This is a genomic window from Plectonema radiosum NIES-515 (assembly GCF_025753815.1).
Lineage (GTDB): Bacteria > Cyanobacteriota > Cyanobacteriia > Cyanobacteriales > Nostocaceae > Hassallia > Hassallia radiosum_A.
The window spans coordinates 1-17,754 of sequence record NZ_JAOWRF010000106.1; the positions used below are offsets into that span (position 1 = coordinate 1).

12 protein-coding genes are annotated in these 17,754 nt (G+C 41.3%); 7 read left to right on the forward strand and 5 right to left on the reverse strand.

The window, feature by feature from the left end; genetic code table 11:
- Window positions 1–450 precede the first annotated feature (450 nt).
- From OGM63_RS06930 to OGM63_RS06945, 4 genes are all read left to right on the forward strand, one after another.
- A complete protein-coding gene (locus OGM63_RS06930) occupies window positions 451–3,228 on the forward strand; it encodes a hybrid sensor histidine kinase/response regulator (RefSeq protein WP_263744771.1) in 2,778 nt (925 codons plus the stop codon).
- Window positions 3,229–3,495: 267 nt separating this feature from the next.
- Complete coding sequence (locus tag OGM63_RS06935; protein WP_263744772.1) at window positions 3,496–6,795, forward strand: PAS domain-containing protein; 3,300 nt, start codon at window positions 3,496–3,498, stop codon at window positions 6,793–6,795.
- Between the two features lie 140 nt (window positions 6,796–6,935).
- A complete protein-coding gene (locus OGM63_RS06940) occupies window positions 6,936–7,433 on the forward strand; it encodes a response regulator (RefSeq protein ID WP_263744773.1) in 498 nt (165 codons plus the stop codon).
- Window positions 7,399–9,285: a hybrid sensor histidine kinase/response regulator gene (locus tag OGM63_RS06945; RefSeq protein ID WP_263744774.1), complete on the forward strand. Its 1,887-nt coding sequence runs from the start codon at window positions 7,399–7,401 to the stop codon at window positions 9,283–9,285. The genes OGM63_RS06940 and OGM63_RS06945 overlap by 35 nt, the downstream gene beginning before the upstream one ends.
- 175 nt (window positions 9,286–9,460) lie before the next feature.
- On the opposite strand, the gene pyrR is transcribed toward OGM63_RS06945, so the two are convergent.
- The 3 genes from pyrR to OGM63_RS06960 form a co-directional block, all read right to left on the reverse strand.
- Complete coding sequence (pyrR, locus tag OGM63_RS06950) at window positions 9,461–9,997, reverse strand: bifunctional pyr operon transcriptional regulator/uracil phosphoribosyltransferase PyrR (RefSeq protein ID WP_263744775.1); 537 nt, start codon at window positions 9,995–9,997, stop codon at window positions 9,461–9,463.
- Window positions 9,998–10,137: 140 nt separating this feature from the next.
- Window positions 10,138–11,106 carry an adenosylcobinamide-phosphate synthase CbiB gene (cbiB, locus tag OGM63_RS06955; RefSeq protein ID WP_263744776.1) on the reverse strand — a complete coding sequence of 323 codons (969 nt, stop codon included), beginning with the start codon at window positions 11,104–11,106 and terminating at the stop codon, window positions 10,138–10,140.
- A gap of 80 nt (window positions 11,107–11,186) precedes the next feature.
- Window positions 11,187–11,630, reverse strand: a complete 444-nt coding sequence (locus tag OGM63_RS06960) for an Rrf2 family transcriptional regulator (protein WP_263744777.1) — start codon at window positions 11,628–11,630, stop codon at window positions 11,187–11,189.
- Between the two features lie 426 nt (window positions 11,631–12,056).
- On the opposite strand from OGM63_RS06960, the gene OGM63_RS06965 reads away from it, so the two are divergent.
- Window positions 12,057–12,473 carry an AbrB/MazE/SpoVT family DNA-binding domain-containing protein gene (locus OGM63_RS06965; protein ID WP_263744778.1) on the forward strand — a complete coding sequence of 139 codons (417 nt, stop codon included), beginning with the start codon at window positions 12,057–12,059 and terminating at the stop codon, window positions 12,471–12,473.
- 119 nt (window positions 12,474–12,592) lie between these two features.
- On the opposite strand, the gene OGM63_RS06970 is transcribed toward OGM63_RS06965, so the two are convergent.
- Window positions 12,593–14,491, reverse strand: coding sequence for a chloride channel protein (locus tag OGM63_RS06970; RefSeq protein WP_263744779.1), 1,899 nt, complete (start codon window positions 14,489–14,491; stop codon window positions 12,593–12,595).
- 653 nt (window positions 14,492–15,144) lie between these two features.
- On the opposite strand from OGM63_RS06970, the gene OGM63_RS06975 reads away from it, so the two are divergent.
- Window positions 15,145–15,516 (forward strand): hypothetical protein, encoded by a 372-nt coding sequence (locus OGM63_RS06975; RefSeq protein ID WP_263744780.1) that lies wholly within the window; start codon window positions 15,145–15,147, stop codon window positions 15,514–15,516.
- 72 nt (window positions 15,517–15,588) lie between these two features.
- Here OGM63_RS06975 and OGM63_RS06980 read toward each other — a convergent pair whose 3' ends face one another.
- The gene (locus OGM63_RS06980) at window positions 15,589–15,780 is read right to left on the reverse strand and encodes a hypothetical protein (RefSeq protein ID WP_263744781.1); all 192 of its coding nucleotides are present in this window, start codon (window positions 15,778–15,780) and stop codon (window positions 15,589–15,591) included.
- 802 nt (window positions 15,781–16,582) lie between these two features.
- On the opposite strand from OGM63_RS06980, the gene OGM63_RS06985 reads away from it, so the two are divergent.
- Complete coding sequence (locus tag OGM63_RS06985) at window positions 16,583–17,596, forward strand: WG repeat-containing protein (protein WP_263744782.1); 1,014 nt, start codon at window positions 16,583–16,585, stop codon at window positions 17,594–17,596.
- Window positions 17,597–17,754 lie beyond the last annotated feature (158 nt).

Genomic DNA, 17,754 nt, shown 5'->3' on the forward strand with positions numbered 1-17,754 from the left:
CCTCTTCCTTTATGACTTCATCTAGGCTATAACTACTAAGTAGTTCAACGTCAAACTCTAGTTTGAACAGGCTTTTTCTCAAAAAAAATGCCAATAAATACGTAATTAATGTATCTATTCAGTGCATTTGCGGAATTATATAAATAAAACTGTCATCCTCCTAAAGAGATATTACTATAGGGATAGTGACGATCTTACCTGCGGACTTTTTTAGATATCCGGATAGTGACTTGTTTAAAGCTCTCAAGGTAGCGCGATCGCGCTACTACCAATCGTAAACAAACCAAGCTCAAAGCAAGTTTTTGGCAGATGTGTATGACTGTGAGAAAAATTTTAGGTATGCAACATTCTCAAGCCATCACCCTTACACCTTCCCTGTTTGTTGAAGCGAGCAACAACCATAAATAAGACAAGGGCAAGTTGTAATTAAGTAATTGTTAGGAAAATTTTATGAATAGCTTAACTGTTAAAAACGAAGCAAGAAGGCTTGAGGCTCTGCGTCAGTATCAAATTCTCGACACTCCACCAGAAGAAGTATTTGACGACCTGGCATTTTTAGCCGCGCAAATTTGTGGCACAGCGATCGCCGCAATTAATCTCATAGACAGCAACCGTCACTGGTTCAAAGCCAAAATTGGGCTGGATGTCCAGCAAATGCCTAGAGATATGGGTTTTTGTCCGTTTTGCATCGAAAAATACGATGCTTTGGTTATTCCAGACACCTTGGCTGATGAACGATATGCTTGTAATCCTGTAGTTACGTCTGAACCCTACGTAAGATTTTACGCTGGTGTACCTTTGATAACACCAGGCGGAGAAGCCATTGGGACTGTGTGTATAGTCGATCAAAAACCACGCGAAATTAATGACGAACAGTTAGAAGCACTCAAAGCTATTAGCCGTCTGATAATTAGACAATTAGAAATTCGGCGGAATTTAATTGAATTAGCAAGCATTAAAACTGACTATAAGCAAGCAAAAGAAGCACTACATCAAAGTGAATGTACACTCCGCAGCTTTTTTGACAGCGCACCAATGATGATGGGAACTGTGGAGCTAAGGTATGACGACATCCGGCATATTTATGATAATGCTGCTAGCGCCAAATTTTTTGGAGTCACTCCCGAAGCGATGAAAAATCGCTTTGCGAGCAATATGGGTGTACCTCAAAAGTATGTACGTCAGTGGATTAATTATTACCATCAAGCAGAAAAAACGCGATCGCCTGTCAGCTTTGAATATCTTCACGAAACTGGAGATGCTAAAAAATGGTTAAGAGCTACTGTCTCCTCAATTGCTGCATGCTGCCATAACCCTCAGAGATTTGCTTATGTAATCGAGGATATCACAGAGCGCAAGCAAGCCGAAAAAGAACGCTTACAAATATTGGCACGGGAACAAGCAACGCAAAATAGAATTACAAATATTTTTGAAAGTATTGCCGATGGCTTTTTTGCTTTAGATCATGAATGGCGCTTCACCTATATTAATAAACAAGCCGAGCCGTTATTACAAAGAAGCAAAGAAGAACTACTTGGCAAAAATATTTGGGATGAGTTTCCCGATGCTGTGGATTCTAAATTTTACCGAGAATATCACTCTTCAGTAACTCAGCAAATTAGCGTTCAATTTGAAGAATTCTACCCGCCATTTGATACATGGTTCGCAGTACATGCCTATCCCTCGAAAGAAGGATTATATGTTTATTTTAAAGACATAACCAAACGCAAACAAGCAGAACAGCAAATCCGCGAGCAAGCAGCATTACTTGATATCTCTACAGATGCAATTGTTGTACGAGATTTATCCAACAAAATTTTATTATGGAACAAAAGCGCCGAAAAACTTTATGGTTGGAAAGCAGAAGAAGCTATGTGCCTTAATATTAATCAATTCGATAATGAAAGTTTGCCGCAGCCAGAAATTTTTCAGACTGTTTTGAAAGATAACTCTTGGCAGGGAGAGTTACAAAAATATACCAAATCAGGGAAACAAATCATCGTTGAAAGTCGTTGGACTTTAGTTCGCGATGAGCATCAAAAAGCTAAATCAATTTTGGTTGTAGACACTGACATAACACAGAAAAAACAAATAGAGACGCAAATTTTACGTGCCCAACGGATGGAGAGTATCGGCACACTTGCTAGTGGGATTGCTCACGATTTAAATAATATGCTGTCACCGATTTTGATGTCAGTGCCACTATTAAAGGCAAAACTTTCGGATGAGCGCAGTCACAAGGTACTATCGATAGTAGAAAACAACGCCAAACGCGGTGCAAGTTTGGTTAAACAAGTGCTTTCTTTTGCGCGGGGAATTGAAGGCGATCGCACTGTGCTTCAGCTAAAACATCAGATTTTAGAAATGAAGCAAATTATGGAGCAAACATTTCCCAAATCAATTACACTTGAGAAAGAAATTCAACCAGACTTATGGCAAATTTGTGGCGATAGTACCCAAATACATCAGGTATTGATGAATTTGTGTGTCAATGCTCGTGATGCTATGCCGAATGGTGGGACATTAAACATTTCTGCAAAGAATATTTTCATTGATGAAAACTTTGCCAGAATGCAACTTGATGCCAAAATTGGTTATTACATACTCTTGAGCGTTGCAGATACAGGAATTGGCATTTCTCAAGAAACGTTAGAGAGAATTTTTGAGCCATTTTTCACCACAAAAGAGTTTGGTAAAGGTACAGGTTTAGGACTTTCAACAGTAATGGGCATTGTGAAAGGTCACGGAGGCTTTATCACCGTGTCAAGTGCGCTAAACAAAGGTACAAAATTTCAAGTTTATTTGCCAGGGGTGAATACAGATGCAATCCGGCAAGAAGAAAATCAGGAAATACTCACCGGACATGAAGAATTGATTTTGATTGCCGATGACGAAGCCTCGATTCGCGAGATTACCACAACCTCTTTAGAAAAATATAATTATAAAGCAATTACTGCAAGTGATGGCATTGAGGCGATCGCACTCTACGCCCAGCATAAAAACGAAATTAAAGCCGCAATTATTGATATGATGATGCCAAACATGGATGGAGCCACCACCATTAACACTTTGAAAAAAATGAATCCCCTACTGCCTATTATTGCAGTCAGTGGATTGCCAACAAGCGAGCAAGTCTTATTAAATAAAACATATCAGCACGCAGCCTTTTTGCCAAAACCCTATACCACACAAGAATTATTACAAAGTTTACATCAAGTCCTTAATTAATAGGCATTGGGCATAAGGCATTGGGCATTAGACATCTCCAGATTCATACGTAGAGACGTAGCACAGAATAGTCTCTACGAGGGTTTGGGACAACGCATAGTTCATTTTTGGAGATGTCTATTAGACAAACGTCGTGAAAAAATGTAGAGACGTACCACAGAATCGTCTGTTGGCTTTGTGGTAACTAACTACGAGTTTATTATATTTATGTTTTTCGTGTGACAGTTGTGTAAGTTCTATTCCCTCTTGACTATTGACTCTTGACTCATGCCAAACCTAATTCTGGTTGTAGACGACGACGATTTAATAAGAATGCAGCTGTGCGAATTGATGCAACAAGCAGGATATCAAGTGGCAGAAGCAAGTAATGGTTCCGAAGCGCTAGCTGCTTATACTCGCCTACAGCCAGAAATAGTGCTGATTGATGGTATGATGCCGGTGATGGATGGATTTACCTGCTGCGCTGAATTACAAAAACTTCCTGGTGGTGCAAACACACCCATTCTAATGATTACCGCTCTTTACGATCAAACATCTATAGAGCGCGCTTTTGCAGTCGGTGCGACTGACTATATTACTAAACCGATTCAATGGGAAGTATTGCGTCAACGAGTCAGTCGTTTGATGCAAGCTAGCCTTCATTTAAAGGCATTACGACAGCAAACAGAGCAAGCGCAACTGCGAGAAGCGCAATTGCGGATGGCATTAGATGCAGCTCGCATGGGTACTTGGGATTGGGATGTCCTCACCAATCAAATAACTTGGTCAGATAATTTAGAAGTGCTATTTGGCTTAGAACAAGGTAGTTTTGAGAGTACTTATGCAGCTTTTATTGAATGTGTACATCCCGAAGATCGCAATTTGATCAGTCGCTCCGTAATCCAGGCAATTCGGGAAGAGGCAGAATACGACATCGAATATCGCTTTGTTGCCTCTGACAATAGCCTGCGTTGGGCAGGAAGTAAAGGAGTTGTTTTTCGCGACTCCAGAGGGATGGCACAGCGAATGTCTGGGGTAACAATCGATATCACCAAGCGCAAGCAAGCGGAAGAAAGGCTGGAACTTTACGCTAATCGTCAAGCTTTGGTGGCAGAACTCAGCCAAAGCGCTTTAGCTGGTACAGATTTAACTATATTAATGAATTCAGCCGTGAGGCTGATTGCCCAATCGCTCCAGGTTGAGTATTGCAAAGTTTTAGAACTAATGCCAAATGGTGAGGCATTATTGTTACGGGCGGGTGTAGGCTGGCAACCAGGGCTGGTAGGAAAGGCGATGGTCGGTGCTGATATAAATTCCCAAGCTGGCTACACTTTGTTTGCCGCTGAACCTGTTATTGTCAATGATTTGCGTACAGAAACGAGGTTCACAGGACCGCAACTACTGCACGAGCATCAGGTAGTTAGCGGAATGTCGGTTATTATTCACGGGTTAGAGCGTCCTTTTGGCGTTTTAGGGGCACACACAACACAAGCACGCAACTTCAGCCGAGACGAAATTTATTTTCTCCAAGCTGTTGCTAATATTTTGGCTACAGCCATTGACCGTAAAAAGATGGAAGATGCTCTCAAAGAAAGTGAGCAACGCTGGCACTTAGCCGTGCAAGGTACTAATGATGGTATCTGGGATTGGAACGTTAAAACATCAGAAGTTTTCTTCTCAACTCGCTGGAAAAAAATGCTCGGTTATGAAGAGCAAGAGATTTCCAACGATTTAGATGAATGCTTAACACGAGTACATCCTGATGATGTGGTTCAGGTGACACAACTTATTCAAGACCACTTTGCCAAAAGAACTCCGTTTTACATCAGTGAGCATCGAGTGCGGTGTAAAGATAATACTTATAAATGGATTTTAGCTCGCGGTCAAGCACAGTGGGATGAAGATGGTAATGTAATCAGAATGGCTGGTTCTTATACGGATATTACTGAGCGCAAACTCGCAGAAGAACAACTGTACCAAAGTGAAGAGCGTTTCCAGATAGTTGTCCGTGCAACGAATGATGTTGTCTGGGACTGGAATTTATTGACAAATCAGATGTGGTGGAATCAAAATGTGCAGACACTTGGTTACTCGAAAGAAAATATTAGTTTAGATACTAAGTGGTGGCAAGAACACATACACCCAGAGGATAGGCAGAGGGTTGTTTATAATATGAACGCAGCGACGAAGAGTGGTCAGCAATTTTGTTCTAATGAATACCGCTTTTTGCGTGGCGATAGTACTTATGCTGATATTTTAGATCGCGGTTATGTCGTTTATGACAATAGTGGCAAGGCAGTGCGGATGATTGGGGCGATGATGGACATGAGCGATCGCAAGCGAGTACAAGAAGAATTAGTCAAACAAAACATGCGATCGCAATTGTTCAACGATGTCACTGTAAAAATTCGCGAATCTTTAGATATTGACGAAATTCTCCATACCAGCGTCACCGAAGTGCAAGAACTGCTACACGCAGACCGTGTAGTTATTTTTCGCTTGTGGTCGGATGGTTCGGGAACCATAGTCAAAGAAGCTGTAGTTCCCGGTTTCCCTGTGCTTCAGGCACAGAATATTATCGACCCTTGCTTTAATGAACATTACATCGAAAAATACCGCCACGGCAGAATTGGTTCTATTCACGACATAGACAAAGCTAACATCGATCCTTGCTACTATCAAATGCTGCAATCGTTTGGTACTAAAGCTAATTTAGTTGTGCCGATTCTCTTTAAAAATCAACTTTGGGGACTGCTAGTTGCCCATCAGTGCGCTCATCCTCGCAATTGGACTACCTGGGAAATAGAACTTTTACGACAACTAGCAGATCAAATTGGTATTGCTGTCTCCCAAGGGCAACTTTTAGAACAAGAAACTCGGCAACGTGAAGAATTAGCCCGTTCTAATGATGAACTACAACAATTTGCTTTTATTGCCTCCCACGATTTACAAGAACCACTGCGGAAAATAAAAACATTTGGCGATCGCTTAAAAGCTACTTGCGGTCATGCATTCACTGAACAAGGAAGCGATTATCTCGAACGGATGCAAAACGCGGCTCAACGAATGCAAACTTTGATTGAAGACTTGCTGACACTTTCACGAGTTACCACCAGAGCGCAACCTTTTGTATCTGTAGATTTAGCACAAGTAACACAAGAGGTCTTGTCTGATTTAGAAGTGACTATCCAGCAATCCCACGCATGTGTAGAACTAGGTGAGTTAGCCACCGTTACCGCCGATCCGTTCCAGATGCGCCAATTGTTACAAAACTTGATTGGCAACGCCATCAAATTTCACGGCACACAAGAACCGCCTTTTGTTAAAATCTACACTGAAGCTACTAGAGCAATTAACGGTTTAGAATTTTGTCAGATCATCGTCGAAGATCGAGGTATTGGATTTGACGAAAAGTATCTGGGTCGGATATTTAACATTTTTCAACGTCTCCACGGTCGCAGCGAATATGAAGGCACTGGCATCGGTTTAGCTATCTGCCGCAAAATTGCCGAACGTCATAACGGAAGCATCACTGCTATTAGTCAACCCGGAGCAGGGGCAAAATTTCTTGTCACTTTACCAATGTAATTGCCTTTGCCCATTTTTTATTGCTCGCCAGGGTTTATCATACCCCCATAGGGATATTTAATCATACAGCACTACTTGATAATTTGTTGCGATTTAATACCAACTAGACACAATCACCAGCGCTAAGGAGAAAATTCATAGTGAAGGGTCGGCAAACAACCGTCACAATTTTGATGGCGGATGATGATGAAGACGACTGTTTATTAGCTCGTGAAGCATTGGCAGAAAGCCGATTGTCAAATGAGCTACACATTGTAAGTGATGGTGAAGAACTGATGGATTATCTGTACCACCGTGGTCAGTATACCAATCCGAAAGTTGCACCGCGTCCGGGTTTGATTTTGCTCGATTTAAACATGCCAAAAAAAGACGGTAGGGAAGCACTCAGAGAAATTAAGGCTGATGCTAATCTGAGAAAAATTCCCATTGTCGTTTTGACGACCTCCAGAGCCGAAGAAGATATTTACCGTACTTACGATTTGGGTGCAAACTCCTTCATCATTAAGCCTGTCACCTTCGGCTCTTTAGTTGAGGTAATGAAGACGATAGGCAAATACTGGTTTGAAATTGTGGAACTACCACTAGAAGTAGTGGGAGGGAGAAATGAACAACAGTCCAATCAAAGTTCTTCTAGTTGACGATGACGAAGATGATTATATTTTGACTCGTGATTGGTTCGATGAATTTCAGGTAGCTGGTAGCGAACTGGAATGGGTGAGTAGTTATGCAAAAGCTAGAGACGCGATCGCTCAAAATCGTCACGATATCTATTTGGTTGATTATCGTTTGGGTGAGGGGAATGGATTGGAGTTGTTAAGCGAAGCGATCGCCAATAATTGCACCGCTCCGATTATTTTACTCACCGGTAAAGGAGATAGAGAAATAGATATCGAGGCAATGAAAGCCGGTGCAGCCGATTATTTAGAAAAAAGTCAGCTGTCAGCACCTTTGTTAGAGCGCTCGATTCGCTATGCGATAGAGCGCAAACAAACAGAACAGAAAATCCGCGAACAAGCTGCTTTACTTGATATCGCTACCGATGCTATTTTCGTGCGCGATTTAGACAATAAAATTTTATTTTGGAACAAAGCAGCCGAACGTTTATATGGTTGTAGGAAAGAAGAAGCGATCGGCAAAAGAATCCAAGATATTTGGCAAAATAAACATGCACTCCAACTGCAAGAAGCCCTCAATATTCTGATGAAAAATGGCTCTTGGGAAGGAGAGTTATATCAAACAACTAAATACGATAAAGAAATTATCGTCGAAAGCCGCTGGACACTAGTACCATTTGACAAAAAGTCACAATCTATTCTAGTTGTTAACACTGATATTACCCAGAAAAAACAACTGGAAGCGCAATTCTTACGCGCCCAGCGATTAGAGAGCATTGGCACCTTAGCTAGCGGTATCGCTCACGACCTAAACAACGTCCTCGCGCCGATTTTAATGACCGCACAGCTTCTAGAAACACAGCTGCATGATGCGCGGAGTAAGCGACTGCTGCCGATATTAGTAACCAACGCCAAACGTGGGGCGAATTTAGTCAAGCAAGTATTATCTTTTACTCGCGGTGTCGAAGGCGATCGCACAATCTTACAATTAAAGCACTTAATATTAGAAATTCGCCAAGTTATTAAAGAAACATTTCCTAAATCAATAGAAGTTGACTGCGAAACCTCACGAAATCTTTGGACTGTTTCTGGAGATGCTACCCAACTGCATCAGGTACTAATGAATTTGTGTGTTAATGCTCGTGATGCTATGCCCAATGGTGGAACTTTGACAATCTCTGCCCAAAATTTTCTCGTAGATGAGCATTATGCTAAAATGCATATTGACGCGAAAATTGGTTCTTATATCGTCGTTGTAGTTGCTGATACCGGAATTGGCATTACACATGAAGTATTAGACCGAATTTTTGAGCCATTTTTTACCACTAAAGAACTCGGTAAAGGCACAGGTTTAGGACTTTCCACAGTACTTGGTATTGTCAAAAGTCACGGTGGTTTTATCAATGTATACAGCGAGGTCGGGAAAGGCAGCAAATTTGAAGTATATTTACCTGCCCAAGAAACAACAGAAACCCCCGAAGAAAAAGAACTAGAATTGCCACACGGCAGCGGAGAATTGGTTTTGGTCATCGATGATGAACCTTCCATTCGAGAGATTACCAAAACATCCCTAGAAGCCTATAACTACAAAGCCATAACCGCTAACGATGGCATAGAAGCGATCGCCCTTTATGCAGAATATCGCGATAAAATATCTATTGTCTTAACAGATATGCTAATGCCCTCAATGGATGGCATCACAACCATTCGCACCTTACACAAAATTAACCCTAAGGTCAAAATTATCGCCATCAGCGGACTTGCTACTAGCGATAAAATGAATGCAGCATACGATTTAGGAATCAAAGCTTTTTTATCCAAACCTTACACCGCAAAGCAATTGTTGGAAACAATTAATACAGTTAAAAATAATTAGTTGATAGTTGTTGGTTGATAGTGGTTAGTTGATGGTTGTTAGTTGATGGTTGTTAGTTGATAGTTGTTAGTTGATAGTTGTTTCTCTACTTTCTATTCCCCATTCCCCATTCCCCATTCCCCATTCCCCATTCCCCATTCCCCATTCCCCATTCCCCATTCCCCATTCCCAATGACTAATCCCCAATTAACTCCACTGCATCTCGTCCATCCCAATCTTGCAGGTAAACTTTCACAACCTCTTCCTTCGCAGTGGGTAGTTGCTTACCGATAAAATCAGGATGAATCGGTAACTCACGATGACCTCTGTCTACCAGCACAGCTAAACGAATCACTTCTGGTCTGCCATACTCTTGTATTGCATTCAAAGCAGCACGAATTGTCCGTCCTTTAAAAATTACATCATCGACAAGGACAACGGTTTTTCCTGTCAGGTCAATGGAAATATCACTTTTTGCCGGAGTTCGCAAGCCAATTTGGTCAAGGTCATCCCGATATAATGTAATATCTAATGCTCCTACTGACACGGATACGTTTTCGAGTGTCTCAATCTGACGTGCTAGCAATTCGGCTAACAATGCACCTCTAGAATAAATACCCAATAGTACTAAGTCGGATAAATCACGCGTCCTTTCGACGATTTGAGAGGCAAGACGGGTTACGGTACGACGTATTTCTTCTGCTGAGAGAATTTCAACGACTTTGGCAGACATAATCATAAACAATACCCTGAGTTAGTGATTATACCGTTTTTTGGAGGGAGTGGGGAATGGGGAATGGGGAATGGGGAATGGGGAATGGATAATTTTTATCTTGGGTTGTGTAGCCAGTTCATCAAGATTTATTTAGATCATTACCTTTTTAGGAGCAAAAAGAATAGAGATGTAGTTGAAAACAACCAGAGTAAAAAGCAATATCGAGTTAATTGCAAAGCTTTGTAGATGTGAGTTGGTGCGATCGCATAAATCCCATCTCCTAGTAGTGGTTTAGATGAAGCTATACCGCGATACCAGTTTGTACCTCCCATTTGTACACCTAAAATAGCAGCATAACAGCACTCACTCCAACCCGAATTAGGACTCGAGTCTTTAATCGCATCTCGCTGACAAATTTGCCAAACATGGAATGGTTTACCTGATAAAAGCGCTAACGTTATCACTGTTAACCGACAAGGAAGCCAAGTTAAACAATCTTCTAACCGCGCACTGAACCAACCCAAATAAGTATAGGGAGAAGAGCGGTAGCCCACCATTGAATCAAGTGTACTACTAGCTTTATACGCTAGAGCTAGGGGCGCTGCCCCCACAAATGGCAGAAATGCTCCCACAATTGCATAAAAAAGAGGAGCCATGACCCCATCGGTAGCATTTTCCGTAACTGTTTCGAGAACAGCTCGCAAAATTTCGGCTTCGGTGAGGTTTTCTGTATCTCGTCCTACATAATTACTTAACATAGATCGAGCAGCTTCGATTTGTCCTGCACCTAAAGGTAGTAAAACTGCTTGTGCGGCTGTTCTTAAACTCCTCAAGGCAAAACAGCTAGCCAGAAGAATACTTTCTAATATTATTCCCAATAGCGGATGCAGCAATCTCGCAGTTTGAATTACGAAAGCACCAACAATGCCGCTACCAATTATGAGAACTGTACCTAGTAAAATTCCCGCTATTCGCTGTGTGATGGAATTGTGACAAAATTGAAATGCGAATTTGCTCAAACGAGAAATTACCCATCCCATAACTTGCACTGGATGAGGAAAACCCCAAGGATCGCCGATTAAGTAATCTAAAGTAGCGGCAATGATTAAAATAACAAATGGTGTCATTGGTTAGGGGTCAAAGGTCAAAGGTCAACAGTTAAGAATTTTGAACTCTTGACTATGGACTATAGACTATTGACTATAAACTAAACAATAAAACTGGCTTCTTCCCCTTGAGCTGCTTGCCAACTACGAGCATCATAATAGAGGTCTGCTAGGGTAATACTATATAAAGCTTGTTTAAGTTTTTGCTGTAACCTCTGCCATAAAGTATATGTTACCCAATCTTCCGCTTGTGTTGTTTTCATGTCTTGATGAGGTAATTGGGTAATGTTTTCACCGACAGCTTCTAAAATTTGTCCTACAGAGATTTGTTCTGGCGATCGCGCTAATTTATATCCACCAACATTGCCGCGAATTGATTTTACCAAGCCTGCACGACGCATTTCTATAAGTAATTTTTCTAAATAAGGAGCGGGGATATCTTGACGGTTGGCGATCGCTCTGACAGATACAGGACTATATCCTGCCTGTAAGCTCAAATCTAGTAACGCTTTTACACTATAGTGTCCTTTGGTCGTTAGTTTCATTCAGCAACGCCTTTGTCAGCTTGTAAGTAGTTGGTTATTTAAGTTAGATTACAGCCACTAACCACTAACCACTAACTACCAACTATTGACACGCGGATGGGTTTTGCTTATCATTCTGCGTCTTGTATTATCGCGTTCTGGCAACTGAACAACTTGCCAATCGCTATTAGGCAAAGAAACTTAAACAAATATAGTGTAGCAGTATTTCACAAACTATAGATATATCCATAACAATCTTCTTTAAGATATATTGTCCTGGGAAATATTGGAGAAATCGTAAAAATTCTGTCAGTTCGTGTAATATACTTGGCTAGGCTGAGATAAAAACTAAATAATTCCCACTCACGATTTTGAGCGTGCGAGCTATTTGTCAGCTAAAATAAAATCGATTCAAAAAATTCAACCATTCATTTTCGATCTAAGTTGATGGCTAAACAGAAAAAAATTGAACCCCTAGTCGGGGAAGAACTGCTCCATAAAGTCAAAGAGCTAGAAAACGTTAGCAAGGAAGACAAAGCTAAGAAGTGTGGCTACTATACCATTACCAAAAACGGTATAGAGCGCGTCAACATGATGAAGTTCTTAAATGCCCTAATTGATGCTGAAGGCATTCAGTTGGACAGCGCTCCCAGTGCCAATGGGCGTGGTGGACGTAGTGCTAGTTATAGAATTAGCGTGCAGTCTAATGGTAACTTGCTGATAGGATCGGCATACACAAAACAGATGGGTCTGAAAGCCGGGGATGAGTTTCTAATTACTTTAGGCAAAAAGCACATTCGTCTGAGACAGGTAGACGCAGAAGAAAAAGAAGGTGCTGATGTACTCGAAGAAGCTACAGCTTAAAAAGTAGTCAAGAGTCAAGAGTCAATAATCAATAATCAATAGTCAGAAGTCCATAGTCTATAGTCGATATTTTTTGACTGTTGACTGTTGACTGCTGACTGTTGACTGCTGAGTGTTGACTACTGACGAATAGCTATACCAGTTTTTTGGGTTACTGGTAAATAGTGGTGAATTGCTTTGCGTGTTACTGCTAAATTGCAGGTTAAAGCAATTTGGTCTTTTTGTAGTAAACCTAAAATACGCTCGTGGTTGTCTCGTGCTACCACGGGTAGCTGTTGTAAACCTCGAACAGACATGCGGTCTAAAGCCTCAGATAAGGGTTCATTCCAGTAAGCATAAACAAGTTCTGTACTACAAATTTCCATGAGGCTTTGATTGGATATTTGCGCCTGGATTTCTGTTTGGAAATTTGGATATTCCCAAACAGAAAGGGCGCTGTTAATATTTTCTAAAGAAAGGATACCCACTAATCGCTCTGCCTCATCAATTACTAAAGCACTCATATGGCGATCGCGTGTCATTTCCAAAGCTGCCTCTAACACCTTCATGGTTGCCGGCAGCTTTTTGGGACATGAAAGCATAGCATCTTCGACAAAAATTGAAGAGAGAATTTCTACTTTTTCATCTTTCAATTCCGCAAGACCGATTTGCTGTAAATTTGAGTTGGAGTTAAAAGTTGGCTTCATCCGCTCCACCAGCCAAAAACTCAAACCCACCGCTGCCATCAACGGTAAAACAATCCGATAGTCTCGCGTTAATTCAAACAATAATAAAATTGATGTTAACGGCGCCCTGACCGATGCCGCCAAAACCGCCGCCATTCCCACCATCGCGTAAGCTGGGGGAGCTGCCATTTGTGCGGCGATTCCGGGAATAAGCAAAGCCAAAATTTTGGCGTAAGCTGCTCCAAAAGAAGCACCTAAAAACATTGCTGGGGCAAACACACCACCAACAAAACCACTACCAGCACTAATTGCTGTCATCAGCAGCTTGACTATTAGCAGTACAACCAACAGTGAAAGCGAAAACTTCACATCTTGAAGCATCGCTTCGATAGTTCCATAACCGATACCCAAAATTTGGGGCAATTTTAAAGCGACAATACCTACTATTGCACCACCAATAATTGGATGAATTGGCAAAGGTATGCGTCCCAAAAATTCAAAACCGGGAACTTTACCCTCAAAGCAGGCTTTTGCCAAACCAATTGACTGGGTATAAGTCAAAGAAATTAAACTTGCTCCTAAACCCAAGCCCAGATAAAGCGGTAATTCCAGCGGACTGATGACTTGATAAACAGGTAAGGCAAAAGCGGGTTGTGTTCCCAAACCAATTTGAGCAACCAACCCCGCTACCACCGCTGCTAACAGCACCACACTGACGGCAGAACTAGCGAAAGATGTCGCACCCAATACCACCTCTAAAGCAAAAAATACACCAGCGATCGGCGCATTGAAGCCCGCAGCCAAACCAGCCGCAGCCCCAGCACCCAAAAGCAAACGCTGTCGCTCTTGAGATACTTGCATCACTTGAGACATCAACATCCCCAAATTTGCCCCAACTTCTACACTCGGTCCTTCGGGTCCGAGGGAAGCACCGCTTCCTAAAGAAACAGAAGCTGCTAACATCTTGGTTACTGGTCGTAATTGTCGCGTGACTTCTGTTCCTTGGGAGGCGATGAGGGTCGAAAGCCCAGGTCCAAAATCTTGAGTGCGCCAGCGCATCAAACCGACAATTAAGCCGCCAAGAATCGGGACACAGGCTAAAGTCCAAGCACCCCAATGAGCGATCGCGCCCATGAAATTTTCTAGCATCAAGCGGTGAATTAGCTCAATCAAATAGTGAAACGTGACGACACCCATACCCGTGCCGCCACCAATTAGCACCGCTAAAAAAAGCACAACAGTTTCTGGAGATGGTTGAAAACGATTAACCAAGCGAGTTAAGCGTACGGAAAAAGTAGGAAAGGCAGGTTGTTCCGTTACCTTCCTAAGTTCAGCGCGAGGCAGGAGAGTCATTGATCGGCGGGGTAAATGTAAGAAAAAGTTTAAATTTTTATGTGTTAATTCTTATTGTGAAGCATGATTTAGCATCTAGACAAGTAAAGAGTTTGTGTGTTAAGTATTTAGCTTTTTTGCTTGCTTTACAAAGCTTTCGTAAAAACTTGCCACTTGTTCATACTTTTATCGGGATAATGGTTAAATGGGAGAGAATTAATGGTTAATGGTGAGCAAGAAAGTGCTTTTTGAGCGCAGACTCTATTCTCAGAAGAGCGAAAATATAGTATCTGTAAGCTCACACACGCACACCCACGCATAAGAGCAACTAAGAGTGATAACTACGCCAAATGTAGCTATACTTGTGTTGCAGCCAAAAGTTTTCAGCAGTTGTCGCTCACAACTTGGGAACTTAAGCCATGCTTAGTACAGTCCACCATAAATTAAGATACGGAATTCACTTTTGGAATGACCAGCATCTAGTGCGATCGCAATTTTTATTTCCGACCCCTTTTTGAGGTGACGTTTACTTAGTAAAACAAGTATCCGGACTTTCGTACAAATATTTACTATGCGATCGTCAAACCACACTCAGTAATTTACGAGGTGTTCGGGAATTGAATATAGTTATTGTTATATGTAGAGCGAGTAAGTGGACTAAGCGGACAAGGTAGATGAATACACACACCTTTGATAATCATTATGTTACTTGCCCAATTTGCCGGAGAAATGCAACGCCAAAGCCAGTTAAGACATGCATTGGCTTATTTACCTGTCCGTATTGCCAGGAACGCCTAGTAGTTTCTCAAAGCGGTCACTACGTCCGCGATCCCTTTATCTTGAGACAGATGATAATCTCATCGTCGTTACGTCGTCAAAGCACTCCTTTAGCTAGGATTATACGAGATTTTATCGTCCTTAAGCGTCCTTTGCTAGCTTTAGCTGTAGTAAGTGCTATTCTTTTAGGGATGATTGGTATCACTCAGCAAAAGACTTCCGAAGTCCCTAGTCTTCCAGGAACGGAGAAGGTGGAGAATAGGGACTAGGGACTAGAGCGTGTTTTCGTTTTTCGGTGTATCCGAAAAAATAAGTTCCGATAAGTGCGATCGCGTTTGGGGTCAATAGTGCGATCGCACGACTGCTCTCAACTGTATTTCACCCAAAGTGTCAGAAAGTTTAGGTTGGAAAGAAGGAGACAAAGAAGGCAGAGGAATTCTATTTCTTGCTTCATTAGAAAAGTAAATCCCCAACAAAGTACCAAGGGTACCAAGCAATACAAGCGCACCCATAGCTATTAAAACAAGTGGCATGAAGTTAGTGGGTATTGATGTCTTTGTGCCATTATTTGGAGTTACATTTCGTTTAGTTGCTTGCTCGTTTGAAAGCTCTGGTTTGATAATCTGTTCAATAAGCGCAGTGTCAGATTGTATTTTGCACTCCTCAAGCCTTGACATGAGAGAAGAAAAACGACTTACAACAGCATTAGCTCGCTTTGAATTTAACCAAGCTCTGCAATACGGAAGATGACCTTCACAAGCAGTTAAAGCAAAAATAAGGTTATCTGTACTCTTTGTAAACCTTCCTCGATGTCACGCAACTCCTCGTCTAAACGCACTCTGTTCCTGTCTAGAGGACTTGCTGCCAAAATCAAGATTTTGTTGACTGGAGTTCCACTGTTCATGGGAGGAGTTTATGTAGACACCATTGAGTACTGAAATTTTCGGTGACTTGGTAGCCACTTTGCCACTTACAGCTACTTACAGCAGATTGCGTTGTGATTAAATACACGTAGAGACGTAGCACTTGGTAGTCTCAGAGCGGGTGAGCGGGTTTTACGCATGTGCCTCATTTACCTTAAATTTGCTGTATCAGAAGAAATACTGTCTTTAATGATTACATATAAATAACCGTAAAGTCTGGTAATAACAAAATTAGGACAAAATTAACGGAAGGTCGGCAGGTTATGATGCTATAAATCCTCAGAGGATAATTGCGTATAAAATGCGTGGAGGTGCTAAACGTGCGATCGCCCTTGCTTAATTAAACTATCTCCAAATCTTGCTGCATCATATTAAAAGCACTTAACTACCGCATAAAGCATGAGGCTGTCTTGTGAATAAAGCTATTTCCTTTATTGTCTGCCTAACTATTTTATTTGGAACAACTGCTAGTTACCAGCAGCAAACCAGTGCGTTAAGTCTCACTCAGAAGCAGAAGCAAGTGTCAAATCAACTATTTCGGATTATCAAAAATGGCAAATATGGCTTTATTGACCAAAGTGGAAAAATAGTCATTGAGCCGCAGTTTGATTTAGCTTGGAGCTTTAGTGATGATAGGGCACATATAAAAATTGATGACAAATACGGCTATATCGACACAACAGGAAAACAGATAATTCCTCCGCAATATCGGTTATCTTTTTCGTTTTCAAATAAACTAGCGTTGGTAGTAATTGATTACAAATACGGTTATATTAACTCAAACGGGAAATTAGTTATTAAACCACAGTTTGATGAGGCTTTGGCTTTTCAGAATGGGTTAGCAGCAGTTAAAATTGATGAAAAGTGGGGCTATATTGACTTTAGCGGTAAAGTAGTTATTAAACCGCAGTTCGATAGAGCCTTGCACTTCAACGAAGGACTAGCAGCAGTTGAAATTAATGACAAATGGGGCTATATAAACTCTAACGGCAACATCGTTATCCAGCCACAATTTGATGAAACCTTAGGTTTTTTTGAAGGTTTAGCAGCCGTCAAGATTAAAGAAAAATACGGCTATATTAATGCGTCGGGTAAACTTCTAATTCAGCCGCAGTTTGATGATGCCTGGGAATTTAGCGATAAACTAGCAGTAGTTAAAATAGGTGAAAAATGGGGCTTTATCAACTTGAAAGGTCAGGTTGTAATTGCTCCTAAGTTTGATAAAGTAACAAAATTTTCTCTAGGGCTGGCTGCTGTGAAAGTTGATAATAAGTACGGGTATATCGACACAACAGGAAAAATGATTATTCCGCCCCGATTTGATTTAGCACTCGCATTCACTAATGAATTAGCATTAGTATATCTTGACGGTAAGGCTAATTATATCAATAAGCAGGGGCAGTTTATTTGGCAGCCGAAAAATTGAGTATCGACAATTGTTATAGCGGTTTGCACTTGTATGCAATACAGATTGTAGAGACGTAGCAATGCTACGTCTCTACGAGGATTTGGGGCTTAACACCAACGGTATTGTGCTATAACTTGTTTAAAAAATTAATAATAACGGCTTGCTCTTACGCTTCT